The sequence below is a fragment of the Mucilaginibacter sp. GW821-FHT07H05 genome (genome assembly GCF_059418485.1).
In genome coordinates this window covers 404,124-429,954 of sequence record NZ_JBWKPY010000003.1, presented here as the reverse complement: position 1 = coordinate 429,954, position 25,831 = coordinate 404,124, and the positions used below count along the sequence as shown (strand labels likewise).

The following is a 25,831-nucleotide window of genomic DNA, read 5'->3' as shown; positions in this document are numbered from 1 at the left end:
AGCTATTAGTTTTTGGGGAGAGGTTGCAGGAATAAGGTAGTCATCAGACTGTTGTTTTTGATGTGTTATTTTACCGGTTTAACCCCTTCGGATGTCATCACTACGCGTTTCATCGTGCCATCCGGGTTGTAATACAAGTAATCGATACAAACCGAACGATGGAAACTGCCCGCATCGGCAGCCAGCGCGCCGTTGTGATATACGAAGTACGATTTACCTTTAAAATCAATAATGGCCTGGTGATTGGTATTGCTATTGCCGGCAATTTCATTCAGGATGCCTTTATATTCCCAGGGACCGGTGATGCTGCGGCTCATGGCGTAAGCCGTTTTTTCGGGAAATTCATAAGCATACGACAGGTAATACCAGCCATTGTGTTTATGGATCCAGGGCGCTTCGGTAAAGTGTGGTAAACTAAAGGTTTTGATATCGCCGTCCAGTTCGGTCATGTTCTTTTTTAGTTTGGCATAGTAGCAAACCGTGTTTCCCCAAATCAGGTAAGCCTGTCCGTCATCATCAATAAAAACGGTGGGGTCGATATCGTCCCAGCTAATTTTGGTTTGTGTGGTCATATCGCTGGTCACCAATGCTGATCCGCGGGCGTCCTTAAAAGGGCCTTCGGGCTTATCAGCCACAGCCACAGCAATGGCCTTACCGTGGATGGCGCCATGGGTAATAGCTACATACCAGTAAAACTTGCCATCACGCTCAATCACCTGTCCGGCCCAGGCATCATCTTTAGCCCAGGCAAAATCTTTTACGTTTAAAGGTGAGGGGTGTTCGGTCCAGGTCACCATATCTGTTGACGAAAAGCAAAGCCAGTTATGCATACGGTAACTGCTTACCTTTTCAGGGGCTTCATCATGCCCGGTGTACAGATAAACCTTGTTTTTATAAACCAACGCGGCCGGGTCGGCCGTAAACTGATGACGGATAATAGGGTTACCGCTGGAATGGATAACGGTGTCTTTGGTTTGTGCAATTGCTTCGATGCCCGATAAGGTTAGGGCGCTGATTAGGAGTATGTTGAGTGTTTTCATGTTTATATATTCATTAACTTGTCATTGCGAGCGATAGCGCGGCACAGGCCTCGCAGCTCCTCGCAATGACAATGGGGGTATCTACCAATCCATCTTCACCAATTCCACACCCTGGCCTTGCAGGGTGGTTTTTACCGTATATGTTCCGTTGTGCACCGTCACTTTTTGAGCTTTACCCAGGCTTTGCAACATGCCGGCCTTTTCAAGCGTACCAATCTGCGCGGCGGTAGGCTGTTGCGGCGATCCCATCTTTTTCCATACCTCGTACGAGTTGCTGTGCGTCCAGTCGATCACATAGCGGGTAAGCGTAACCGATTTGGCGAGTATGTTATCCAGTTTAAGCGATACGCCGCGCGGGGTGCGGGAGTTATCATCATCGTGATAGTTCCATAGCATTACCGCGGCGGTTTTGGCATCAGCCGAGGCTAATGCGCCGATATCCGGCTGCTTACGGATGCCTGAATCCAGGATAGGTTTTATTTGGTACATGGCATCGCTTTGCACCTGTACGCGCTTGCCCTTCATCATACCAAACATGCGGAACACGTTCAGTACCGGTTTATCAACACCGTTGGTAGCCAGATCGCGGAAGCCTGCAAACCAGGACTGGTCTTCAAATTCAAACGACCAGCTAACGGCGCCAATCAAATTAACTTTATACTGATCGGCCAGTTCATAAGCGCGTGCAAATGAGGCGGCTGTATAGCTTGAATAAAGTGTTCCGTTGCGGTAAGCATTCTCAGGATTGGTGCTCATCCCGCAGGCGGCGCAGCCTTCCGGGTCGGACTCGCCAATGATAACCGGGATGTTTTTCAGTTGGGGGTACGAGGTGATCAGCTTGAACATATTGTTCATATTGCGCAACTGGTTCAATATGCCCATGCGCACCTGTCCGTTGGTGATCTTTGGCGATCCCTTGGCATGGAACAGCACTGCATCCAGCGGCGAACCTATTTTGCCGGTTACGTAATTGGTATCCTTTAAACAATGGTTCAGGAAGCCGGTCAGGAATTTCATACCACCGCCGGTTACGTTGGGGCCTCCTATACGGGCGGTTGGTAGCGCGCGTTTTACACCATCGGCGGCGTAATCATATAGCTTATAAAATTCGGGAACGGTTCCTTTCCAATAAGCGCCATCGGCTTCGTTCCAAACTTCCCAGTACCAGGTAGCTACTTCTTTAGCGCCGTAACGGGCTACGCAATGCTTTACCCATTGGTAAACCAGCTCGCCCCATTTTTTATAATCTTTTGGCGGATAAGCCCAGCCGGTTTCGATGGCTTTATACTCTACACCGGGTTTCCAGTTATGCTGGTAGGGTTGGGGATGGGTAGATAGCGCTTCGGGCATAAAGCCTATTTGCGCCAGTGGTTTCATACCGCGTTTTATGTAGGTATCAAATATACTGTCGACTATACGATAGTTATAAACCGGGTTACCTTTGGCATCTTCGGTATAAATATTGGTCGATCCCCATTTCAGCGCAGGTGTACCATCGCCAGATGTGAGCAGGTTGTGCACGCGCATGTATACCGGTACCGGGCTTAGGGCCGATAGTTCGGTTAACAGCTTGCGGCCATCCTTCATATAGGTATAATTCGGCTCATCATGCCCAAACCAGGCCCAAATGGGGGTCATATCGCCTACAGGCTTGTTCAAATCTACATTGATATTGGTTACAACGGGTGATATTTGCTGTGCATAGGCCGTATGGAATAATATGGCAGCCAATACCAATATCCGGCAAGCACGGTAAAGTTCCTTCATTTGTAGATTCGGTAAAATGAGTAAATAATTGGGTTTATAAAACTATTTTAAATGTAAGAAATACATTTATTAAAATAGGCCACTGTAACAGATTTTTTTAATAAAATCGGGATAGTGCAGGATGGCATAAGATTGATCGAAAAAGAATTCTTTAATGAAGTATGTTTAAATAGATTTGTGTAGAAGAAATCAAGCTAAGCCGAAATGAGAATCACAAAAATTAATATACCCAAACACGGAACTGATGGACTTGATCAGATTAAAATGGACAAGTTAAGTAATGTTGTTTTAATCGCAGGAAAAAATGGGTCAGGAAAAACTCGTATACTAAATAAAGTATTTAATATGTTTCCATCTAAACCGAATGAAATTTCCGTCAAAAATGCCAAAATGCAAATTGATGTCGAACAAAAAGATATAGATAATTTCGAACAACAATTAATAATGGTCAATAATCTATTGATTAACACGGTAGATGAAGTGCAAATTGAAGTAATGAACGAAAGAATACGGCAATATAGTGGTGCAAAAGATAGAGCTATTAAGCAAATAGAAAACTTAAATCTACAATATGACTGGAAACAAATTGAAACAACAGAATTGGCAGAAAAATACACATCTGTAAGGTTCGTTCCTAAGAATTTAGATTTACAGGATAGTGGCACGTTTGCAAAAAATTCAATTGTGAATTTTGCAAATAATATTGATGCAGTTGGAGTAGATAATTTACCACAGGGAACACTTGCAAAAATTCAAATTATTCAAGATCGATGGTTTGGTGCAACACATCATTTATCTGAAGCATCAGATGCGGAAAAAGTTCAAGCAACAAATGACTATGAAAAATTAGAAAAATTAATCTATATTTTTCTCAATACAAAAATTGGAAGAACATTAAATGGAGAACCTACGCTATTTAATTTTCCAATGGGGCAAGCACAATTATCGGACGGGCAAAAAATATTACTTCAATTTTGTTTAGCTATTTATAGCCAGGAAACCGCTTTGAAGGACTTAATATTAATATTGGACGAGCCGGAAAATCATTTGCATCCATCAGTTATAATTGAAACCATCGAGAGGATTCAAAAATGTGTTTCAAATGGTCAAATTTGGATTGCCACGCACTCTATCCCGTTGTTAGCACATTTTGATCCATCATTGCTTTGGTACGTTGAAAATGGAACTATAAGACACGCAGGTAAAACTCCCGAAAAGGTGTTAAAGAGTTTATTGGGAGATGAAAATGAAATTGCAAAACTTCAGGATTTTATTTCTTTACCTGCTCAATATGCAACAAGCCGGTATGCATTTGAATGCCTTCTTGATCCATCTGTTGTTAGTACAGATTCGAATGATCCTCAGTCATTGCAAATAAGAAAAGAACTTCTAAAATTAACTTCAGCAAGCCAACTAAGGATTTTGGATTATGGTGCCGGAAAGGGCCGATTAATATCTAATATCGTTGATTTAGATCAAAGCGATCAGGATAAACTAATTGAAAAAATCGATTACATCGCTTATGATAAGTTTGGGGATGATAAAGAGTTTTGTGAGGAAGCTTTAGGAAAAGCTTACGGAGATTGTAGCAACAGGTACTTTAACGATTTCAATGAACTGTTTTCAATCTACGATAGAGGGAGCTTCGATGTCGTAATCATGTGTAATGTTTTGCATGAAATTGATCCAAAAGAGTGGATAAAACTTTTTCAGACTAATGGAACCATATCAGATCTTTTAACGGATCAAGGTGTTTTATTATTAGTAGAGGATCACCAAATTCCAATTGGAGAAAAGGCATATCAAAAAGGATTTTTAGTTTTAGATACCCCACAATTAAAAGATCTGTTTAAGATAACGGAAAAAGATAAAGATTTTTCATGTTTCGATTTAAGAGGAGATGGGAGGCTAAAGGCTCACCAAATACCTAAAAGACTTTTAATGCAAATTGACGAGACTTCAAGATTGGCTGCAATAAAATCAATGAGTTATTTAGCAAGGGAACGCATTATTGAAATTAGGGAGAAAGATAAAAATTACCAAAATGGAAAAATGCATGGCTTCTGGACACAGCAATTTGCCAATGCTCAGTTAAACATAGCAGAATTATCAGTAATCGCCTAAATGAAGCTTCTCTCGATAACGCCTATTTATAAACCGAAACGTAAGTAGTTTTGATGCTCAGTAAAAATGATTTACCTACGCTGATCTTTACGTTTTTATCTGAAAGAATGCTTTTAATAACTTCGTCGGTTTTTAACAGTTCGTATAGGTCGCGTGCTACGGCCGATCCGCTGATGTTATTAACTACTTTGCCGTTTTCCATGGTGATGTTGAACGTGTAACCGGATTTACCACGGTCCCCAGCTGATTCAAAATCGGTGATGTTCAGTTTAAAACTCTGTTCTTCGTTCAGGCTTCTTTTAATGTGTAAACGAATTACAGGCAAATATTTTCTCCAGGTGGCTAAGTATTTTCTTTCTTCCATGTGGGTGTAAAGCTACCATTAATAACCCATGGATTTGCCAATATGTTAAATTGATTTTATTTGATTAACAATATGATGTTAATTAAAAGCCTCCTGATTCATCTTTTCAACGGTTAACTTAGTAAGTAATAGATTATTCCACCGCTATTTGATTACCGGCAATATTATTTTTGAACTATTGTGATAAACGTTGATCGTCTCCTTCACAAAGTCGGCATCTTTCGCTTTGTTAATATCAACAAACTGCTGCGGGTTGCGGTCGGTTAGGGGGAACCACGAGCTTTGTATTTGTATCATGATGCGGTGCCCTTTTTTAAAGGTGTGCGCTACATCGGGCAGGATATATTTTAACCGTGTTGGCTTGCCGGGTACAAATGGCTCGGGTTTTTCGAAACTGTTACGAAATTTGCCACGCATAATCTCGCCGCGCACCAGCATCTGGTAACCGCCCATGGGATATTTAGTGATCGGATCGGGAGGTGTACGATCAGGAAATACATCTATCAGTTTCACTACAAAATCGGCATCGGTGTTGGATAGGCTCACCATCAGGTCGGCCACTACTGGCCCGGCCAGTGTAATATCATCGGTTAATATGCCTGTATCATATACCAGCACATCGGTACGGCGGGCCGCAAAACGCTGATCGTCCACCATATATTCGCGGGTGCGGTTGGCATGCACTTTTTCTGCATAAGGCACAGGTTTGGCCGGGTCGCTTATATAAGTATCAAACGCCGGTTTTGTACTGTTCGAAGCCGTGAAGGACAATTTTCCGTTTGCCTGCAGATAAACAGGGGTTGGCTTTATATCGGCTACCGGCCATTGGCTAAACCTGCGCCACTTATTTTCGCCCGAAAAAAAGATGGTGGCTTTGCTTAAGGTATCGGCCCCTTTGCCTTTCAGGTAATAATTAAAAAAGGGCACCTCCAAATCCTGGTAATAGGTAGCCGTATTACTGTTAAATAGTACATTGCCTAAACGGCTACCATCTTTACTGGCCCATTGCCCGTGGTACCATGGGCCCATTATTAATTTGCTGTTGGTTGCAGGGCTTTGCTTAATCAAAGCATCATAAGTATGCCAGGCGCCATAGCCGTCTTCGGCATCAAACAGGCCGCCGGTGATCAGCATAGCGGGTTTTACGTTTTTAATGCCGCTGCGGGCATCGCGCGCTTTCCACCAGGCATCCAGGTTGGGGTGGTTCATCATATCGCTCCAAAATCGCATGGTATCGCCACTCATTTTAGTGAAATTGGGCATGGCGCCTACCTTTAAATATTGTTCATAATTATCCTGGCTGCTAAATTTCAGAGTTCCCCGGGCGCCGCTTACCGATGGCGCACGACTTGGCGCTGTAAAGCCGTAAACCACCTGGAAATCGAAAGCATCCATCAGCATCATTACGCCGTTATGATGATCGTCGTCGCCAAAAAAACGGTCGGTTACCGGTGCCTGGGGACTAACCGCCTTTAACGCCGGGTGACCGCTTAAAGCAATCATGGTAGCATAAAAGCCCGGGAATGAGATGCCGATGCCGCCTACATTGCCATTGTTGTTCTCTATATTTTTCACCAGCCAGTCGATGGTATCGTAGCTATCGCTGGCCTCATCAATATCTTTATTAGTTTTTTTATTGGGATTAAAAGGGCGCACTACTTCAAACAATCCCTCGCTCATGTATTTGCCACGGATATCCTGGTTTACCATAATATAACCATCACGGCAATAGCGCATCATATAACCGCGCCAGTAAGCCTTATAAGCGGTGCCATAGGGCGCAACAGAATACGGTGTTCGGGTTAGCAGGATAGGGTGTTTTTCGCTTTGATCCTTCGGTATATAAATGGATGTGAAAAGCTTAACCCCATCGCGCATGGGGATGGTCACTTCTTTTTTAACGTAATTATTTACAAACCATACAGAGTCGGCATTTTGAGCAGCTACGGCAAACGGAAATAAAATGGTGATAAATAAGGCGATCTTCTTCATTTGATATATTTAACAACGAACGTAAATATATTGAATTTGGGCTGTATCGTAAACTAAAAGATATATCAGCGTGTTATATTTAGGAATTGAATAAGTACACAAATTTTTTCGAATTAGTCGAATTTCACGAATTGAATAAGTACACGAATTTTTTCGAATTTCAGGAATTGAATAAGTACACGAATTTTTTCGAATTAGCCGAATTTCACGAATTGAAAAAAGTGGCCGGGTTATCAAAAATTCGTGTGATAGTTTAAATTGGAACCAATGAATATTTTGCCTCTTAATTTAATTGATTTAAACGAATACCAACAGGCTATTTCGGATAATTATGCCAATCATATCCTTACCCATGTCAACAACCACGTAGTCAGGATCAGCGTAATGACCGAAGACTTTTACTGGCACTATCACCCAAATTCAGACGAAACGTTTATTGTGTTGGAAGGTACTTTGCTGCTTGACCTTGAAACCGGTACTGTGGAGATCGGTAAAGGCCAACTGTTCAGTGTTCCCGCTAATGCAAGGCACCGTACGCGGCCTAAAGGAGAACGTTCGGTCAACCTTACTATCGAACTGGCAGATATGGAAACTGTACGGGTAGAATAATTAATATGCAGGATTATTTGTATTAAGCAACAAAACCCTGATGTTTCTGCATCAGGGCTTTGTTGCTTAATAATCTATTAATAATGTGTATGATTAGCCACATTCAGCTGTAAATACCGTAGGTCGGCCTTCCTGTCTTTACCGGTATGCACTGCCGTGCGCGAGCCATAAATGCGCATTACACCGCGGCCAAAAGTAACAACCTCATCTGCGCCGCGACCGGTAAAATCAAACATGTGGTATACCTGGTCGGGGAAGTATTGTACGCCTTCGCCTTTATCATCTAACTTAAACTTGTACCAAAAAACTTCTTTTACACCCTTGCCATGCCAGTTGCCGCTCACAAAATTAGGGTTGCCGTTTATCGGGAAGCCGTGCGGCCACATATTAACCAGGTTGCCCTTATTATCGTACCAAAAAAGCTGACTGGCTAATCCGGGCTCACCGGGGGCTTTGCCATAAGTGCGGCCGCCAATTACCGTTTGCGGGCCGGGGACACCCGGTAAAAAATCGCCCACTTCCAGTTGCTGGCTATGCTCGGCAACGTTTTGCCAGATGATCTCTTTAGTCATACCTTTAATGGCATATACGCCGGTTTCACTGTTGGATATGATGATATCCAGCTTGCCGTCATGATCCATATCTATCACCTTGTAACTATCGGCATGGTCGTGGTTATCGTTCACCAAATCAAAACGGTTCCAAATTTCTTTGCCTTTGGCATCCAGCAGTTGCGAACCTACCAGTATTTCATCTATCCCGTCGCCGTTGATATCCAGCGGATAAATGTAATGGCCCTGGTTATCCTTCAAACGTTTTTCGGTATGCTGCCAAAGTTGTTTCAGATTACTGTCATACAGGGTAGTGTTTATGGTGCCGCCCATATCGGTAAATACGGCAATCTCGTTAGGTGCGCCTTTAGTGAGTTTGGCAATAGCCAGGCGGAAGTTATTATACACATGGGGCAGGGGCTGTGTAGGCCATTCCACCTTGCGGATGATGTCGCCGGTTTGGCCGTTGGCTATTACCAGCCATTCCTTGCCGTCAATAAAGCGCCAGTGTACCACTTCAGCTTTGCCATCGTGGTCAAAATCCCATATCACACCCGGCGCTTCAAACTCCGATCGTAGCCGGGCATTTTCGGGCGGGGCCGCGTATTGCCAAAGCTGCTTGCCCGAATTATCGAACATGGTGGCCGTAAAATCGTTAGACAGGATCAGGAAATCGGTCTTTTTATCACCATCTATATCGCCAAACTTAGGCAGTCCGGGGAAAAGAGGAGATTTATACTCTTTCAGCAACACTACATCCGGGTTAAGCTGGTAGGGCAGGATATCTTCTTCCTTCAGATCGGGGTTTTTGCTCAGGACAATTACATCAACTATAGGGGCGGGGTTAATCCGGGTGATCTTCACCACTGTCCTTCCGGCTTTTAAATCAAATGCCGGGCCGCGTTTCCAGCGCAGTACCGTATCGCCAAAGCGTTCGGGCGTAACCATATCGGCTACCACTACTTTAAAGCCCGTACGGCGCTCGCCCGAACTGCGTACATAAACGTAATACTTGCCGGCCTGCGGAATATTTACCCAGGTGATGAGATTGGTAAGCGAATTAAGCACCAGCGCCGTGTTGTTAAAATACCAGGAATCGCCCCGTGCATCGGCAATGATATCGCCTTTAGGCAAGCCACCCAAAAAGGAGGACGCAGGTATAATAACCGTACCGGCCGAAGCACTCTTTTGCGCACGGGCATTCATACCGGCCAGCGAGAGGCTGATCAACAGGCATAAACAGGCTGTTAGTTTTAAATGTGTTTTCATCATTGTTAAGGTTGTTGCTATGGCAAACAGGTTAATTGGATGTATAAAAATCATTTTTTATTTGCAGGGCAGCATCCTGTACTGTTCTGATTTTGATGGTTGTAACCGGGAAGTTACGCTGATATTTAAAACCGTTAAATGATAAGTTGTCAGGGGATCAGGTTTAGTTTCCGGGCTTTGTCTACAGCATGTGTACGGCGTTGTACCTCCAGTTTTTCAAACACTTTTGATGAGTGCGTTTTGATGGTGTTTAATGATACAAACAACCGGTCGGCAATTTCCTGGTTGCTTAAGCCGCCGGCCATCAGTTGCAAAACTTCCATTTCGCGTTTGCTTAAACCAAGTTTGTTAAGTTCGTGCTCGTTTAAAACAAAATCGCTGCTTTTAATAATTACTTCTTTTTCTACAATTACCGTATGGGTTTTCGGGCGGGTAAGTTTAAGGGCCAGCCAAATACCAAGTAAAGTAAAAATAATGGCCAGTGCACCCGCATAAAGCTCAAAAGCATGGTCTACTATAATAAACCGCCACTCCAGCCATTTCATTAATAATAATAAAACAGCCAGCGATATGCCATAAATTAAAACAGAACGGTTACGCGACAGGAAATTCAAAGTCATTTTTATTAGTTAGATCTTAAATTAAACAATTTATGCATTTAAAAGGGAGCTAATTGTTTTCTCCTGATCCATTAGCCAAATATAAGCGCTTTACCTTATCAATGCGATATAACCCGAAAGTGGTTTGCTACCGTTACCCAAATCAATAGCATAATAATAGGTGCCGTATGGCAGGGCCTGACCATTATAAGTACCGTTCCATGCGGTGCCGTATCCTGTCGATTTAAATATCTGCCGCCCCGAGCGGTCGAATATTAAAACCGTACAGTTTGGATAGTTGAGTAAATAGCTAATCTCCCATTTGTCATTTATCCCATCGCCATTAGGCGTAAACGTATTGGGTATAACTACCAGGTCGCGGCTAAGCGCGGCTTTAACAATAATATCGCCCGGCAGGTAAGTTGGGATATAATTACTTAAGGTGAAAGTGCCGCCTGTAGCCGCGCTTGCAATTACCGATCCTGTATAGGTGCCTATCGCGGCGCCGGCCTCGGCCCCGATGCCGTAGCTTAAGGTTACGCTGCCAATGGTTTCCTGGTTTTGGATCCCTGTGTAGCTAAAAGCTTTTGAACCTGGCCCGCCGGTAAGTGTTGCTCCCGAAACTTTCTCGGCATTTTGCGCGGTAATAATTAACGGAACGGCTGTTACCGTACCATCGGCAGGTATGGTGGCATCGGCAGCCCCGGTGCTGCTCAGGATAATGTTACCAGTATGCGAACCAGCTGATGCATTTGCAGCCAGCCTGATATAAATTGTAGTTGCGGCAATTACGCCAGCCGCGCCAAAAGTAACGGTACCGGCGAAATTATTGTTTTGATTTAAGCTCACCTCATACCCGGCTGGCGGGCTTACCAGTATATCAGCTTTCATACTAATACCTGATACACTAAAGCTGCTTACAGCCGATGGGGTGCCATAAGTGGTATTAAGTGCGTTTGGTGTACCCGTGGCAGTAATATAAGGCGCGGTTGGGTTTACTATGATCTTGAATGTTTGCGGCTCGCCTGCGCAGCCGGCACCGCCGGTAATGAAATTACCGTATGAATAAGCCTGACCGAGGTTAGGAACGGTGGTTAAGGCACCCGTGATGGTATTAATGACCGACATGCTATTAGTACCGGCCACGTAAACCAGGCTACCATCCGGACTGATAGATACACCTTCCGGCCTCCCGCCCACGGTAATTTTGGTCACCGCGTTTGTGGCGGTGTTAATTACCGATACTGTACCCGATCCGGTGTTGCCAACATACACTTTTGTACCATCGGGGTTAATGGCAATTCCATGCGGGTTGATCTCAACAGGAATAGCCGGGAGTATGGTTGTATTGGTTATAGCGTTAATAACGGAAACAGACTTGCCATTGTAATTTGTTACATAAACCCGGCTACCATCGGGACTTACCACTAAACCTTCGGGGCTTGCACCAACAGGAATATCTGCAGGTAACTTAGTATTTGTAACCGTATTGATTACCGAAACGGTGGTGGAGTTTTTGTTAGCTACATACAAAGTGTTACCATCGGGGCTTAGCGCTATACCTTCCGGCGCCAGGCCCACGTTAATTTTAGTTACCTGTTTAGTAAATAAGTCTACTATCGAAACATCGTTGGAACCGTTGTTGGCTGTATAAGCCTTTTTTCCATCCTGGCTTATTACAATTCCCGATGGCCGGTTACCTACAGATATTCTATCCGCAATAGCGTTAGTTGTTGTATTGATAATAACAATTTCTCCCCTTAACTGGTTGGTTACATAAACAAATTTGCCGTCGGGACTGGCTGATACAGCATAAGGCGTTGAATTTCCGATAGTAATGGAGGTAACTACCGCGTTGCTGGCTGTATTGATCACATTAACCTGGCCGTTACTCATAGCTACGTAAGCAAACGCTGCCGAAAAAGGCGTAACCGTAACATTGGCTACCAATTGCGTGCCGCCCGGGTTTATAGTTGTAAATGATAGGATATTGCCGCTGCCTTTTGCGGATAAGCCGATGGTGGTTAGGTCGTTTGTCCAGGTATATGTATTGCCGGTGCCTGTAAAATTGATGGCTTGCGTAGGCATGCCGCCTGATAGGGTTTGATCGCCCACTTTATTCACCATAGGCGTGGTGCCTACTGATGCTTTTACAAACCCATAGCGGGTAGTTGCACCCGCTGATGTTAAGGATACACTGCCTGTTATATTGCCTGTGGCAGATGCCGATGACCGTATATAGATTATGGTATTGCCAATATTGCCTCCCGACTGAGGTATAACAATGCTGGCCGCATACCCGCTTGCCGCATTTAGCGATATTTCAAACCCAGCGGGTGCAGTAGCCGTGATAGCGGTAGTTAAGAGATATCCGGACACGGTAAATTGCTGAATATTGGGGCTTGCAGATGGCGTACCTGAGCAACTGTAAATACTGCCCGATACCAAACCAGCCACAATGCTTGAAGTAGGTTCGGATACGGTGCTTAGCGGCATAGGCACTTTTACGCTTTCGGCATTGAGGCTGCTTAATACAATATCGCCCGAATATGTACCAACAGCAGTACTTGCAGCTAAGCGGATATAAACCGGGGTAGTAATAATTGTACCGGTACCCGGCACAACTATCGTTGGGGAAAAGTCAATATCATTAAGGCTTACCTCGAACCCAGCGGGTGGGGTAACTAAAATACCTTCCTGCATTTTAACGCCCGATACAGCGAAATTGGCGGATGGCGACGGGTTGCCCTGTAAGGTATTTACCGCTTGCGGTGTGCCCGTGGCCGTAATGGTAGGTGGGGTAGGGTTAACGGTAATAGTACAGGTAACGGGTATGCCTCCGCAACTGGTGCCGCCTGTAACGCCAATGGCTGCCGGGAAAGCACCTACCTGCAAAGCGTTTTCTACCTCGTAAGTAGCGGTGTTAATGATCGAAACGGTGCCCTGATCGCCATTGGCCACGTATAAATATTTCCCATCCTGGCTTAACGCTACCCCTTGCGGAAACGCGCCAACATCGATGGTATTGGTAATGATATTAGTTGCAATATCTACTACATACAATTTGTTTTTTAGGTCATGAGATACGTATACGGTTTTACCATCAGCACTTATAGTTAGGCCTTGCGGACTTGTGGTGCCAGGTGTGTGCGCAGTTGTAGTATTGGTTGCCGTATCGTAAATATGAAAATAGAAATAAAAATAATCGTAAACATAAGCCGTTTTACCGTCAGGAGTGATGGGGGTACCTGGCGGGTACATATCGGCCTGGACGGTAGAAACAACCGTATTGGTAAGCGTGCTGATAGTGGATACCGTACGATCGAGCACATTATGGACCTTTACAAGGCTGCCATCAATACTCATGCTGATGCCCTGCGGTTGCAGCCCTACCGGGATGGTAGTAATTTTAGTATTAGTTGTGGCATCAATTACTGTAACATCATTAGATGCATAATTCACCACATATAAACGGGTAGCATCAGGAGTTACTACAACTCCCCTTGGGGCGGTGCCCACAGGGATAGTGGCTATAGGGGGGCCGTTTGTTGAAACATCGATAACAGAAAGGGTATTTGCAGAAAAATTGGTGACATAAGCCAGCGCCGCTGATACAGGGGTAGCTGTTATGGTAGCCACAATATCAACATTCCCGGTATTAATAGCTTTAAACGAGGCAATATCGCCCACACCGGTGGCACTTAAACCTATACCCGGTTGGTTATTTGTCCAGTTAAAAGTATTTCCGGTGCCGGTAAAATGGATTGGCGTTGTGTTAAAGCCGTTCACCACCGTTTGCGAAGCAACAGGATCGGCGGTAGGTATCGCGTAAGCCACACCGGCAATCGCTACCCGCATAGTAGTTGCCCCGGGCGAGGTTATATTTACATTTCCTGATAATTTACCTGCCGTTGCGGAATTTAACCGGACATAAATAGTGAGATTATCGGCTGTATCGAAAATATCGAAACTGGGATGATAATCCTTATCCGCAGAAAGCGAAACCTCGAAACCCGAAGGTGCCGCCACGGTTAAAACGCCGTTTAAATTAACAGCCGAAACTGTAAATTGCATAATGTTGGGGTTGACTGAAGGACTGCCAACGCAGCTGAAGATATTGCCGGTTGCTTTACTTACCGTAATGGTAGGTACGGGGCCGGTTACCGTACTTGCCGGCATGTAAACAATCACATCGGTAGCGCCTGCACTGCTTAAAGTAATATCACCATCATAACTACCCATAGGCGTAGTTGCAGCAAGCCTGACATAAACAGGGGTAGATGGCACATTGCCGCCTGTACCTACGGTAGCCGTAGGGCTAAAATGGACGCTATCTGTACTTACCTCAAAGCCTGGAGGCGCTTTAACCAAAATACCCTCGGTTAAGCTAAGTCCCGACACATTAAACGTTGTAGAAGGTGATGCTATACCGAAACCCGTAGTTACCGGGTATAAGGTGCCGGTGGCCGCAATGCTTTTTGGGGTTGGGTTAACGGTTATGGTAAATGTAAAAGGGCCAATTGCACAGCCGGCTACGCCATCAGCAAAATTACCAAAGGAAAACGGCCCGCCATCAGATGAAATAGGATTGGTTACTGAATAATCGGCCGTATTGATGAGCGAAACATTATCCGAATCATAATTGGCAACATACACGCTGCTGCCATCGGTCATTACCGCTATACCACTTGGCTTCTTACCAACCGCAATTGTACGGGCAATTGAGTAATCGGAAGTATTGATAACAGAAACATTATCTGAACCCTGGTTAGATACATAAACCCGGCTGCCATCAGGGCTTATCGCTACTCCAAACGGCTGGGTGCCGACACCAATAGAATTTACTATACCACTTGCAACGTCAATAACCGAAACAGTATTTGATCCCTGGTTAGCTACATAAACCATATTGCCATTGGGACTTACGGCTATCCCCCTGGGGGATGCTCCTACCTGGTATACATGAAATATACTGTTATCAGCGGTATTGATGACCGTTACGCTGCCCGACCCATTGTTTGATACGTACAACCGGCTGCCATCGGGACTTATGGCTACACCTGATGGGCGCAGCGTAGCTAAGGGAATGGTGGCCGATATTTTATTATTTGTAGTGTTGACTACGGAGATAGTACCATCGCCGGCGTTAGCAACGTAAACCTTGCTGGCGTCGGGGCTTATTACCAGGCCTTCCGGGAATTTCCCCACAAGGGTTTGACCTGTTACTTTATAATCTACACTGGGCGGTTGCCCCGGTGGCCTCATGACTGTCTTTTTTATCTGCATAACAGATCCCGATGAACGATTTGATATGTAGATCGATGTGCGATTGGGACTAACAGTGATACCATAAGGTTCGGAAGCGGTGACATAGCCGTATTGGACAATATAATCCGGAACAGATACCTCGAAGGTGCGGCCTGTAAGCTGGTTAACTACATGCACAAATGCCTGGTTTTCTATATCGTTAACCAGGCTGGCGGTAATAGTGGCGGTAATGGGTGCGATGCCGGTGTTAATAGCGGTAAAGGAAGGTATTACGTGACCTATATCGTTTTTTAAACCAATGATTGATGAACTGCTGGTCCATTTATAGGCGCATGAAATACCCGGTAGTATAACAGGCTGAGTTAACTGCCCGTTATTTACAGTTTGATTGGGCACTTTGTTGCCTATTGGGGATACGTTGCCGGTTATGGCAACCTTTACGTCTGTCGCGCCAGGCGATTTAAGCACAATATCTCCGGGATAGCTACCAGCCGTAGTACCTGTCAGCCTGATATAAACCGGGGTTTCCGGTATATCGCCACCAGTGCCTATGGTAATAGTTGGGCCGAAGGTAATATTATCCTTACTTACTTCGAAACCCGGCGGCGGGGTAACCAATATGCCCTGTGTTAATTTAAAACTTGATACCGTAATGGATTGTGATTGGGAAGGTGTACCGGCAATTGTTGTAAACGGAGCAGGCATGCCGGTTGCCACTATAGTGGGTACAGCAGGAGTGGGGTTAATTACGTAGTTTACCGTAACCGGGCTGCAGCCGGTAGGGTTGATGATGAAATTTCCTAACCAGGGCGTGAATGGCCGGCCGCCTATATTTACATTTGTTGAGGTTGCAAAAGCGGTATTAATTTGAGTTATAAAATTAGATACCTCATTAATTACATACACCTTACTGCCATCGGGGGTAACACTAAGGCCAACAGGTGCAGAACCAGCCATAGCTCTGGTCAGAATTTGCTTTGTTGCTATGTTTACTATAGCCACATTACCTTTGGTTTGGTTTGTTACATAAAGCCGTGAGCCATCCGGGCTTATAGCAAGACCTGTAGGGGATTCATCAACAGTAATACTGTCAATAACGCGATTGGTTAATGTATTTATTCTGGCTATCGTGTTTGAAGAACTGCTTGCAACATACAGTATTTTACCATCGTTACTTAAAGCTTGTCCAAATGGGGATCTTCCAACATCAATTTTTGCTTCAGGTTCGCCTTTATATGTATTATACACAGCTACATAACCCGGAAGAGGGAAATGTTTAAGAGGATCAGGATCAGTGATATCAACAACATCAAAGGATGCAAATAATTTAGTATCATCATTACTTAAATAAATGGTACTGATAGTTTTCGAAAATAGTGTTGTATCGTAATCGAAATCAAAATAGTAACGCCCAATAGCTTTTGTTGCTACATTAACGGTCATTATCCCCGAAATTTTTGGTGCGGGATCTACCCCCGTTGTAAAAGCCAGGTACAGCCGCTTACCATCGTGGCTTGCTACTATTCCATTTGTAATACCTGTATTAATAGCGTCAATTACTTTCTGCCCTGATGTGCTGATAATATAAAGTTTACTGCCACCTGTTACATATATTTTGCTTTCATCAGGACTGATCGCCATCGCGTTTGGCGAATCATCTAACTGGATGGTATTGATGATGATGTTAGTACTGGTGTTAATTATTTTGATAGTTTTTGCACTGGCGTCCGGAACGTAAGCCAACGGCACATTTAAAGGGTATGCGGTAACAGTAGCATATATGGGTTTGGTGCCTGTATTTGTAGCTGTAAATGCCGGGATATCGCCGGTACCCGTGGCCGGTAAGCCAATAGCGGGATTATTATTAACCCAATTATAAATGCAGCCTTCTGCCGGTACAGTAATCTGCCTGGTAGCGTTACCGTTCATAACAATCTGGGTTTGTGCCCTTACATTCAGGAACAAAGCAGATAGTAATAGTACAACACTTATAACATGTAAAATTTTATTCATGTAATGGTTTGGTTACATGCTACCGGTAAAATAATTGGAGCTTAAATATACCCGATTTTTACAATAAACAAGCGGGTGCCAACGGTTATCTGTTAATAATACACTTAATTCAGCATAGAACAGGATGGTGGCGAAGGACAAAAAAATATTTACAAACTTATTTCTACTGTAACGTATTGAAATACATTTGATTGAACGTTGCTAAATTATACCGACTTGTTTTTAGGTAAAATCTTTTAAAATAAGTCTTGCAGCAAAGTGATAAAACGCTATCTTTGCATTCCCAAACGGAAACAACGGGATGTAGCGTAGCCCGGTATCGCGCCACATTTGGGATGTGGAGGCCGCAGGTTCGAATCCTGCCATCCCGACAAAAGCGATACCAATCGAGTCGAAAACCCCTTAAATCGTATGATTTAAGGGGTTTTTCTTTTTACTTTACCCAAGTTATTCAAGTAAAACCAAAGAAAATGAGACCTATTCGGTTACTCATTTTAACTACTTACGTTTGGGGCAATAAAAATTATTATAATACATTGATAGTCAATTAATTGATCTATTTCGATACGGTTTGATCTCTGTTTTTTTTATTCAAATCTGTACCATTTTTCAAGGGGACAGGCCGCATTGTGTCTTTTTCCCGGGAAACATGAAAGCCCCAGGCATATAGCTTGGCAAGTATGGCCGCGCCCAGGTGGTTACGCTGGCCAGCCATTATTGCAATCCGGCAAAGCCATGAAAGTTTAACCCTGTTCGGTCACCAGGTCACCGATGCTGATGTGAAACAAACCGCAAATCTCGGTCAATGTTTCCAGTGTCAGGTCGCGTGTGCCGGATAGCCAGCCCCGCAGTTCATTCATTTCCACCCGGATATGGTTACCAAACTGCAAACGGTTCAAGCCGGTTTCCGTCAGCAAATGTTCGATGCGGGCACCCAAAGCCAAACGATGTTCGCGTTGTAGCAGATCAGAAGGGCGTACTTTGTCCAAAAGACGACCTAAAAAGGTCAAGCTGTTTTCTGTTCTCATAGCGTAGTGTTAAAGATGAATTACAAGATAAGCAAACTATCGTTTCACTCGTATGAACTGTTGAAAACTTAATGACTTGTTAACGGTCTCTTTACATGCAGATATCATCACCCTATACCTTTCAACTCATCACTTATAAAGATTTGCGGGGAAACGGGCCGGAATGACAGGTGATTAGTCCAAATAGCCTTTCAATATCCAGCTGCGTGAACTTGTCCGAAGCCTGGCCAGCGCTTTATCTTTGATCTGCCGTACGCGTTCGCGTGTGAGTTCGTATTTATCGCCGATCTCTTCCAGGCTGTGGGCCTGCCCGTCACTCAGACCGAAAAATAGGGTTAATACATCTCTTTCTTTTTCGCCCAGGACCCGCAAGCTTTCCGCAACCTCGGTAGATAAGGATTCCGTCATTAGTCCCTTGTCTGTCCCCGGTTCCGGGCTTTGCAGCACATCCAGTAAGGTGTTATCCTCCTCAGCGGAAAACGGCGAATCATAGGAAATATGCCTGCCGGAATGCCCCAGCACATCACTCACCTTTTCAGCGGTAGTTTCCAGGCTTTCTGCTAATTCCTCGGGAGTCGGCTGCCGTTCATATTGTTGTTCCAGCTGCGATGCGGCTTTGGCAATTTTGGAGAGATCCCCAACTTTGTTCAATGGCAGCCGGATCATGCGCGATTGTTCATTAATGGCCGACAGGATGGATTGCCGGATCCACCAAACCGCGTAGGATATAAATTTGAAACCTTTGGTTTCGTCGAAGCGCTTCGCTGCTTTAACCAAGCCGACATTGCCTTCGTTAATCAGGTCGCCAAGCGTCATTCCCGAACTCTGGTATTGTTTAGCTACCGAAACCACGAATCTTAAATTCGCAGTGGTTAAGCGTTCTAAAGCGGCCTGGTCGCCTTCCCTGATCTTTTGCGTTAAGATCACCTCTTCCTGCGGAGTAACCATCGGAATCTTTGCGATATCTGACAAATATTGATTCAACGATGCACTCTCACGATTGGTGATCGACTCACTAATTTTAAGTTGCCTCATTTATGTAAATTGTTAAATGTGAATGCTAAAGATCCGGTGCCTTGGTATGCGCGAAGAGCAAAAAAGATTCTCAAAAGAATGACAGCGGGTTGCTTATGCCTGCGGTAGAAAGGGATCGTAAAAGATCTTTAACATACAAAGATAAGCAGGAAACGCAAAAATTGTGTTAACTGAAAGTCAAGAAGATAAGCGGCTTCTGTTAATTTTAAGCTTTATCATAAACCAGTAAGCTGGACGGCTTTCGCGGTCGGTTTGCCGATCCTTTTATCCCGGCGTGATATAAATTCGCAGAGTTGAACCGCGGCTTCCTCGAAATCGTCGTGACCATCTTTGAGTTGCAGCCAGTTCGGCTCAAAGACTTCATCGTCAAATTCAAAATCCGTAACAGCTGGAATATCAGCTTTCAGGCTCGCGTGATCTTCGCGCCTGGTAGCGATCCAAATCCCATTGTGCTGTGGATTTTTGCCGACCTTGCGGAATATCAAAACGATCTTGCCTTCCAGATAAATATAAAACATGCCGATAGCAGGCTTAATGACTACGTTAGCTGGCAGGTAATCCAGTAGGAAATCGAAAGGCATGGGCTTTTTCATCGCAGCAAAGGTAATTTAGCTTGGTTATAAAACATAATTGCGGGCCCCGGTTTTTGGCCGCTGAGCAAACAGCCTGAACCGTTGCAGACCAGCCCGTGGGCAGCACCTACCATGACAGCTTGGAAAAACTGGAATAAGGTACCCATGTTTAGTGATACGACCAGACACTCTCATAACCACCCAAACTTTCCGCATAGGCGATGAGATCGGCATAGAACGGGGTCTGTCCTAAGGTCGCGCTATCCCCGACAAGGACTAATTTTAATTTGGCGCGGGTCATGGCCACATTCATCCGGCGGTAATCTGACAAGAAGCCAATCGCGCCTTCGCTGTTGCTGCGGGTGAGCGAAATATAAATAACATCGCGTTCCTGTCCCTGGAAGCCATCTACTGTATTCACTTCAACTGGCGTACCCGGCAGCAAAGATTTGAGCAAGTTAACCTGCGCGGTATAGGGCGCAATGACGGCGATACTAACGCCGGTATAAGGCATCGCCGCGATATGCCGGACAATAAAGGCCGCCTCTTCAGGATTAATACTGCTCGTACCATCTGCCTGCTCTTCATACCCGGCCCCGGCCGTGTCAATAAAGGTAAACGGATGGTCGCCAGGTTGCCATAAACGGTTAGCCACCAGCGGGTGTGCGGTCAATTGATTACCGTAAAACTTGAAGGAGGAAAACCCCATGATCGCTGTATTCATCCGGTACTGCTCGTTCAGTAAGGTCACTGCTTCGGGGTGCAGTGCTACGCTTTTTTCCAGCAGGGTAGTCGTTAAGCCGCGCTGCGCGGATTTAACCGTTGGTGGTAGCTGGAGGTGGTCGCCGGCTAAAACAAGGCGCTGCGCCTTTAAAATGGGTATCCAGGCCGCCGGTTCCAGCGCCTGGCCAGCCTCATCCATGATAACGGTATGGAACTTTAATTTTTGGATGGTATAATGATCGGCGCCGACGAGTGTAGCGGTGACCACCTGCGCCTTGCTGATGACATCCTCGCTGATGAATTCTTCGATCTTAGCAACCTCGCGCATAATGCGGTGTGCTTCCTCAAACAAGGCTTTACGTTGCTCACGTTCTGCTTTACCAAAACTCCGTTTGTACTTGTGCGCCATGTTTTTAAACTCGGCGGCCATCTTTTTGAGTTTTTTAACCTCCTTCAGTTGGCTGTGTTCGGCCATGCGGCTATCCAGGGTTAGTTGCTGCAAGCGTTCGCTGACGCGTACCGGGTTACCGATACGCAATACGTTTAAACCGGCTTCCGCCAGTTTTTCACTGAGCAGATCGACGGCGGTATTACTGGACGCGACCGCTAAGATTTGCGGTTCCCCGCGCTCAATCAAAGCGCTGATAGCGGCGACCAGGGTGGTGGTCTTACCCGTTCCGGGCGGACCATGCACAATGGCCAGGTCCTGCGCACCAAGTATACAGCGCACAGCTGTTTCCTGTGCAGCGTTAAGATTTGGATTGGTATAAACTGCGGCAGTGATATTTGGACTTTCTTTTCCGGTCAGCAGCCGGACTAAATGACTGTCCGTTTTTTCCGCCTGTTTTAAAGCGTCGCGCATTTCCTCATAGCTGTAAGCATCGAACAGCAGGTCGATACCCAGTTTACCATCGCTGGCCCACTCGGGCAGTTCTTCCGTTAGCAGGGTGATCTTCATGCGATGGCCTCCCACAAAAGTGATGGTGCCATTTACCCGGTGGGTTTGGTCGTGGTTGGAAAACAAAGCGACCGCGCTGCCGAAGCGGAACTGGTGGCTGAGGTCCTGGTGGGTCGTCCGTTCGATTTCGATACTCAGATAATCCCCCCGCACCGGTTCGGTATTGCGGATGGCGATGGGGTACCAGGCCATACCCGTTGCCCGCCGCTGCGCCGCACCCGTACCGGCCGTCAACCGGTTAAAGGCCGCTTCATCTGTCGAGCGTTCCGCAGCCAGTAAAACCTGAAGGTCTTTGAAATATGTATTCATGCCCGCGCCAGTTTTTCGATCGCCAATTTAAATTCCGGGATGCCGCCTTCCTGGCCGCAGCCAAAACATTTAAAGAGTTGCTTTTCCGGGGAAACCATAAAAGAACCGGCGGTATCGGGATGGAAAGGGCAGTTGCCCCGCAAAGTCCGGCGGCTCGGCGATAAGGGGATATAGGTAGCTACGAGTTGTACGAGGTCAGGCGATTTAGGATTCATCAATATGTTTGTGCACCACAATGATACTAAAAAGACAGTTTCCAACACTATAGATAGTACATCGGTAAATTCGATATTGATATTTTAATGTAGATAATCAACATTATTATCTGATTATAAAATGTTTATGTAAAATATATATTGGAGCTAATATTTATACTTTTTTTAAAATTATGAAAATGGCAATGGTTTTTTGGAGTTCTGTATTCGCTACAGAACCGCCACGGTTAAGCCCTTATTCAATTGATATGCGGTTAAGTATTGATCTTAACGAAACTGGTGGATTATACACTTTGTAAAAAAAATAACTATAATTACGCTAAATCTGTATTTTTAAAACATGGGAGGTTACAGTTCATTTTCGGATCAAGAATTAGTTGGTTTGTTAAAATCCGGAGACAAATCTGCGTTTACTGAAATATATCAGCGGTATAAGTGGGTGTTGTTTGTCCATGCGTTAAAAAGGATTGGAGATAGGGAGCATGCAAAGGATATCATACAGGAACTTTTTACTACCCTTTGGGATAAAAGGTATGATCTGGACCTGCGATCGCATTTGTCGGGTTATTTATACACATCGGTTCGTAACCGCGTCATTAAAGCTTATTCGCATCAACAAGTAGAAGATAATTATCTAACCTCGCTTGCAACTTCCATTAATAACGGTTTTTGTATTACAGATCATAAAGCAAGGGAAAATAGCCTGGCGGCAATAATTGAAAAAGAAATTGATGAGCTTCCCGAAAAAATGCGGGAGGTATTTATACTAAGCAGAAAGCATTATTTGAGCAATAAGGAAATTGCCCTGCAACTGGGGATTGAAGAAACAACTGTTAAAAAACAGATTAGTAATGCTTTAAAAATATTACGCGTAAAATTAGGCTTATTACTATGGCTTGTAATGATTTTTAGATATTTTTTTAATTGATTATCAGTATATTAAATATTTTCTCATCCGCCCTCTACACCCTGCGGGTATCTTAAAGGTCTTTATTTGATATATGCCGGAATTATACACGGTTTATAGAAATATGGATGTGCAGCAAATAAAAGATTTATTAAAAAGATATGAGCAGGGCCAATGCACTGAACAGGAAGTTGCATGGATTGAAACGTGGTATTTAAACCAGCAAGTCCGGCCAATTGAAAGCTCGATTGAAGAATTAATTGCTGATTTAGATGAAGTAGAACACAAACTGCTTGAACATATAGCGGTTAAACGTGTCACCTTATGGCCGCGAATAGCTGCTGCCGCTTCTATTTTATGTGTTTTGTCAATTGGCGGATACTTTTTGTTACATAAAAGGGCACCCCAGCTTGCTACTGAAAACAAACTTGTGAATGAAATTGCCCCTGGTAGTAATAAGGCCGTATTAACCTTGTCAAACGGTAAAAAGATAAGCTTAACCGATGCAGGCGATGGTACCATAGCTACAGACGGTAATCAGCTTATAAAGAAGACCAGTAAAGGCTCGGTAGTGTATATCACCAATGGCGCTGTTGCTAAAGATCATCAGCTTGTGTTTAATACCATCACTACTCCACGCGGCGGACAATGGCCGGTAACACTACCCGATGGCACCAAAGTTATGCTTGATGCCGCATCATCCATAAAATACCCAATTACCTTTATGGGCAACGAGCGGAAAGTTGAAGTAAACGGACAGGCGTATTTTGAGGTTGTGCATAATGCCGCTAAACCATTCCGGGTGATCACTAAAGGCCAGGTAATTGAAGATATAGGAACAAAATTCAATGTGAACGCCTACGATGATGAGCCTGCCTATAAAACCACCTTGCTGGAAGGTGCCGTTAAGGTTGTTTATCCCAGGGCGGCTTCTCTTTCCGAAAGGGAAGGCATATTGTTAAAACCAGGGCAACAAACCTCCCTGCAAAATAACAGGTTAACGGTATCAAATGCCGATATGGAACATGCCCTGGCCTGGAAAAACGGGTACTTCAATTTTAAAGATGAAAAGATTGAAAGTGTTATGAGGAAACTTTCACGTTGGTATGATATCGAGATTGAGTATAAAGGTGATTTACCCGATAAATTGTTTGAAGGTGAAATTCCACGCAACATCAATCTTTCTCAAGCATTAAAAGTTCTGCAAGTTGCAAATATCCATTTTACAGTCGTCGGTAAAAAAATAATAGTGACTCCCTGATGTGGGAATGCGTGATCAGAAATAAAATATAAACTTATTGTTAATTAAATAAAAATGAAAAGAATTATCTTTTTTATAGCTACGGCTTTGCCCTCATTTTTGTATGCCCAGGCGCCATACCGCATAAAAGGGAAGATTGGCAGCCTTAATACCCCGGCAAAGGTATATTTAACCTACACCGCTAATAACCAGGCCCATACAGACTCGGTATTGCTGAAAAATGGCTTGTTCGAATTTTCCGGACAGATAGCAGATATTACGTTGGCAACCTTGGTAATTGACCATAAGGGTACAGGTTTGAAAAGTTATAACGGCGAGGCGAATGATTTAGTAAGTATACTTATACAACCAGGTGTAACAGCGATTACGAGTGCCGACTCGGTCATCAACGCCCATGTTAGCGGTACAAAGGCAAACGAAGATTATATGCGGTATAAGGCATTCACAAAGCCTGTAATTGTCGCCGCCAAAGCCCTAAAGGCGAAGTATAACGCTGCTTCTGCTGAAGAAAGGGCATCACCGGATTTTAATGAATCTCTTCAAAATCAAATAGCAGGTCTTAATAAACAAATAAAGGAACTAAGCGATGCTTTTATTGCTCAAAATCCGGATGCGTATATAGGCTTACAATCGTTAAAAGAGCGGTTGGATGCCGAATCCTATCCGGATGCAACGTACTACCGGGCGCAATTTTCAAAATTTTCGCCGGATATCCGGGCAACTAAGGCCGGACAGCAACTCAAAGAGCGCCTCGACATACTTGCGGCGGTAATGGTAGGTGCCACTGCGCCGGAGTTTATTCAGCCCGACATTAACGGGACGCCCGTCAAGCTATCATCATTTAGGGGTAAATACGTTTTGGTCGACTTTTGGGCGTCATGGTGCGGGCCCTGCCGAAATGAGAACCCTAATGTTGTAAAAGCATACAACAGCTTTAAAGGTAAAAACTTCGCCATACTTGGCGTATCGCTTGACCAGCCTGGTAAAAAGGATGCCTGGCTGAAGGCGATCCATGACGATGGCCTGGTATGGACGCAGGTGTCTGACTTGAAATTTTGGGCAAATGATGCAGCCAAATTATACGGTATAAGGGCCATCCCACAGAATTTTTTAATTGACCCCAATGGGAAAATTATAGCCAGGAATGTTTTTGGTGATGAACTGGAAAAGAAACTCACAGAAATATTTGGTAAAATATAAATATGAATTTGCACTGTAAAATGTATC

General features: G+C 44.5%; 18 protein-coding genes and 1 tRNA gene. 6 read left to right on the top strand and 13 right to left on the bottom strand.

Features of this window, described 5'->3' with window-relative positions:
* Positions 1-65 precede the first annotated feature (65 nt).
* The gene (locus tag AC07M6_RS09570) at positions 66-1,040 is read right to left on the bottom strand and encodes a glycoside hydrolase family 43 protein (protein ID WP_494888809.1); all 975 of its coding nucleotides are present in this window, start codon (positions 1,038-1,040) and stop codon (positions 66-68) included.
* A gap of 81 nt (positions 1,041-1,121) precedes the next feature.
* On the bottom strand, positions 1,122-2,807 hold the full coding sequence (locus tag AC07M6_RS09565) for a GH39 family glycosyl hydrolase (RefSeq protein WP_494888807.1): 1,686 nt from the start codon (positions 2,805-2,807) through the stop codon (positions 1,122-1,124).
* 204 nt (positions 2,808-3,011) lie between these two features.
* Between AC07M6_RS09565 and AC07M6_RS09560 the strand changes: the two genes are divergently transcribed.
* Positions 3,012-4,931: an AAA family ATPase gene (locus AC07M6_RS09560; RefSeq protein ID WP_494888806.1), complete on the top strand. Its 1,920-nt coding sequence runs from the start codon at positions 3,012-3,014 to the stop codon at positions 4,929-4,931.
* A 22-nt stretch (positions 4,932-4,953) separates the two neighbouring features.
* Here AC07M6_RS09560 and AC07M6_RS09555 read toward each other — a convergent pair whose 3' ends face one another.
* The gene (locus tag AC07M6_RS09555; RefSeq protein WP_494888805.1) at positions 4,954-5,295 is read right to left on the bottom strand and encodes a hypothetical protein; all 342 of its coding nucleotides are present in this window, start codon (positions 5,293-5,295) and stop codon (positions 4,954-4,956) included.
* A 144-nt stretch (positions 5,296-5,439) separates the two neighbouring features.
* Complete coding sequence (locus AC07M6_RS09550; RefSeq protein WP_494888804.1) at positions 5,440-7,287, bottom strand: CocE/NonD family hydrolase; 1,848 nt, start codon at positions 7,285-7,287, stop codon at positions 5,440-5,442.
* Between the two features lie 267 nt (positions 7,288-7,554).
* Between AC07M6_RS09550 and AC07M6_RS09545 the strand changes: the two genes are divergently transcribed.
* Positions 7,555-7,896: a cupin domain-containing protein gene (locus AC07M6_RS09545; RefSeq protein ID WP_494888803.1), complete on the top strand. Its 342-nt coding sequence runs from the start codon at positions 7,555-7,557 to the stop codon at positions 7,894-7,896.
* 77 nt (positions 7,897-7,973) lie between these two features.
* Here the strand turns inward: AC07M6_RS09545 and AC07M6_RS09540 are convergent, their stop codons facing one another.
* The 3 genes from AC07M6_RS09540 to AC07M6_RS09530 form a co-directional block, all read right to left on the bottom strand.
* Entirely contained in the window at positions 7,974-9,719 is a 1,746-nt protein-coding gene (locus tag AC07M6_RS09540; protein WP_494888801.1) for a hypothetical protein, read from the bottom strand.
* Between the two features lie 146 nt (positions 9,720-9,865).
* A complete protein-coding gene (locus AC07M6_RS09535; protein WP_494888799.1) occupies positions 9,866-10,336 on the bottom strand; it encodes a helix-turn-helix transcriptional regulator in 471 nt (156 codons plus the stop codon).
* 90 nt (positions 10,337-10,426) lie between these two features.
* Positions 10,427-17,596, bottom strand: a complete 7,170-nt coding sequence (locus AC07M6_RS09530) for a beta-propeller fold lactonase family protein (RefSeq protein ID WP_494888797.1) — start codon at positions 17,594-17,596, stop codon at positions 10,427-10,429.
* 297 nt (positions 17,597-17,893) lie between these two features.
* Between AC07M6_RS09530 and AC07M6_RS09525 the strand changes: the two genes are divergently transcribed.
* Positions 17,894-17,967, top strand: a tRNA-Pro gene (locus AC07M6_RS09525).
* A 185-nt stretch (positions 17,968-18,152) separates the two neighbouring features.
* Here AC07M6_RS09525 and AC07M6_RS09520 read toward each other — a convergent pair.
* The 6 genes from AC07M6_RS09520 to AC07M6_RS09495 form a co-directional block, all read right to left on the bottom strand.
* Complete coding sequence (locus AC07M6_RS09520) at positions 18,153-18,311, bottom strand: hypothetical protein (protein WP_494888795.1); 159 nt, start codon at positions 18,309-18,311, stop codon at positions 18,153-18,155.
* A 28-nt stretch (positions 18,312-18,339) separates the two neighbouring features.
* Positions 18,340-18,624: a hypothetical protein gene (locus AC07M6_RS09515; RefSeq protein ID WP_494888793.1), complete on the bottom strand. Its 285-nt coding sequence runs from the start codon at positions 18,622-18,624 to the stop codon at positions 18,340-18,342.
* Between the two features lie 174 nt (positions 18,625-18,798).
* Positions 18,799-19,659, bottom strand: a complete 861-nt coding sequence (locus AC07M6_RS09510) for a sigma-70 family RNA polymerase sigma factor (protein ID WP_494888791.1) — start codon at positions 19,657-19,659, stop codon at positions 18,799-18,801.
* 215 nt (positions 19,660-19,874) lie between these two features.
* Positions 19,875-20,252, bottom strand: coding sequence for a hypothetical protein (locus AC07M6_RS09505; protein WP_494888789.1), 378 nt, complete (start codon positions 20,250-20,252; stop codon positions 19,875-19,877).
* A 148-nt stretch (positions 20,253-20,400) separates the two neighbouring features.
* Positions 20,401-21,978, bottom strand: coding sequence for an AAA domain-containing protein (locus AC07M6_RS09500; RefSeq protein WP_494888787.1), 1,578 nt, complete (start codon positions 21,976-21,978; stop codon positions 20,401-20,403).
* Between the two features lie 239 nt (positions 21,979-22,217).
* On the bottom strand, positions 22,218-22,436 hold the full coding sequence (locus AC07M6_RS09495; RefSeq protein ID WP_494888785.1) for a CHC2 zinc finger domain-containing protein: 219 nt from the start codon (positions 22,434-22,436) through the stop codon (positions 22,218-22,220).
* Positions 22,437-22,776: 340 nt separating this feature from the next.
* On the opposite strand from AC07M6_RS09495, the gene AC07M6_RS09490 reads away from it, so the two are divergent.
* The 3 genes from AC07M6_RS09490 (at position 22,777) to AC07M6_RS09480 (ending at position 25,804) form a co-directional block, all read left to right on the top strand.
* Positions 22,777-23,364 (top strand): RNA polymerase sigma factor, encoded by a 588-nt coding sequence (locus AC07M6_RS09490; protein ID WP_494888783.1) that lies wholly within the window; start codon positions 22,777-22,779, stop codon positions 23,362-23,364.
* 73 nt (positions 23,365-23,437) lie between these two features.
* A complete protein-coding gene (locus tag AC07M6_RS09485) occupies positions 23,438-24,604 on the top strand; it encodes a FecR family protein (protein WP_494888781.1) in 1,167 nt (388 codons plus the stop codon).
* A 54-nt stretch (positions 24,605-24,658) separates the two neighbouring features.
* The gene (locus tag AC07M6_RS09480) at positions 24,659-25,804 is read left to right on the top strand and encodes a redoxin domain-containing protein (protein ID WP_494888779.1); all 1,146 of its coding nucleotides are present in this window, start codon (positions 24,659-24,661) and stop codon (positions 25,802-25,804) included.
* The last annotated feature ends 27 nt before the right edge of the window (positions 25,805-25,831 follow it).

What these genes read in the sequence shown, in the direction of transcription:
- AC07M6_RS09555 (WP_494888805.1), bottom strand. Translation starts at nt 5,295, where the DNA reads ATGGAAGAAAGAAAATACTTAGCCACCTGGAGAAAATATTTGCCTGTA.
- AC07M6_RS09545 (WP_494888803.1), top strand. Translation starts at nt 7,555, where the DNA reads ATGAATATTTTGCCTCTTAATTTAATTGATTTAAACGAATACCAACAG.
- AC07M6_RS09485 (WP_494888781.1), top strand. Translation starts at nt 23,438, where the DNA reads ATGCCGGAATTATACACGGTTTATAGAAATATGGATGTGCAGCAAATA.
- AC07M6_RS09520 (WP_494888795.1), bottom strand. Translation starts at nt 18,311, where the DNA reads ATGGCTGGCCAGCGTAACCACCTGGGCGCGGCCATACTTGCCAAGCTA.
- AC07M6_RS09505 (WP_494888789.1), bottom strand. Translation starts at nt 20,252, where the DNA reads ATGAAAAAGCCCATGCCTTTCGATTTCCTACTGGATTACCTGCCAGCT.
- AC07M6_RS09560 (WP_494888806.1), top strand. Translation starts at nt 3,012, where the DNA reads ATGAGAATCACAAAAATTAATATACCCAAACACGGAACTGATGGACTT.
- AC07M6_RS09510 (WP_494888791.1), bottom strand. Translation starts at nt 19,659, where the DNA reads ATGAGGCAACTTAAAATTAGTGAGTCGATCACCAATCGTGAGAGTGCA.
- AC07M6_RS09490 (WP_494888783.1), top strand. Translation starts at nt 22,777, where the DNA reads ATGGGAGGTTACAGTTCATTTTCGGATCAAGAATTAGTTGGTTTGTTA.
- AC07M6_RS09550 (WP_494888804.1), bottom strand. Translation starts at nt 7,287, where the DNA reads ATGAAGAAGATCGCCTTATTTATCACCATTTTATTTCCGTTTGCCGTA.
- AC07M6_RS09515 (WP_494888793.1), bottom strand. Translation starts at nt 18,624, where the DNA reads ATGAGAACAGAAAACAGCTTGACCTTTTTAGGTCGTCTTTTGGACAAA.
- AC07M6_RS09530 (WP_494888797.1), bottom strand. Translation starts at nt 17,596, where the DNA reads ATGAATAAAATTTTACATGTTATAAGTGTTGTACTATTACTATCTGCT.
- AC07M6_RS09495 (WP_494888785.1), bottom strand. Translation starts at nt 22,436, where the DNA reads ATGAATCCTAAATCGCCTGACCTCGTACAACTCGTAGCTACCTATATC.
- AC07M6_RS09570 (WP_494888809.1), bottom strand. Translation starts at nt 1,040, where the DNA reads ATGAAAACACTCAACATACTCCTAATCAGCGCCCTAACCTTATCGGGC.
- AC07M6_RS09535 (WP_494888799.1), bottom strand. Translation starts at nt 10,336, where the DNA reads ATGACTTTGAATTTCCTGTCGCGTAACCGTTCTGTTTTAATTTATGGC.
- AC07M6_RS09480 (WP_494888779.1), top strand. Translation starts at nt 24,659, where the DNA reads ATGAAAAGAATTATCTTTTTTATAGCTACGGCTTTGCCCTCATTTTTG.
- AC07M6_RS09540 (WP_494888801.1), bottom strand. Translation starts at nt 9,719, where the DNA reads ATGATGAAAACACATTTAAAACTAACAGCCTGTTTATGCCTGTTGATC.
- AC07M6_RS09565 (WP_494888807.1), bottom strand. Translation starts at nt 2,807, where the DNA reads ATGAAGGAACTTTACCGTGCTTGCCGGATATTGGTATTGGCTGCCATA.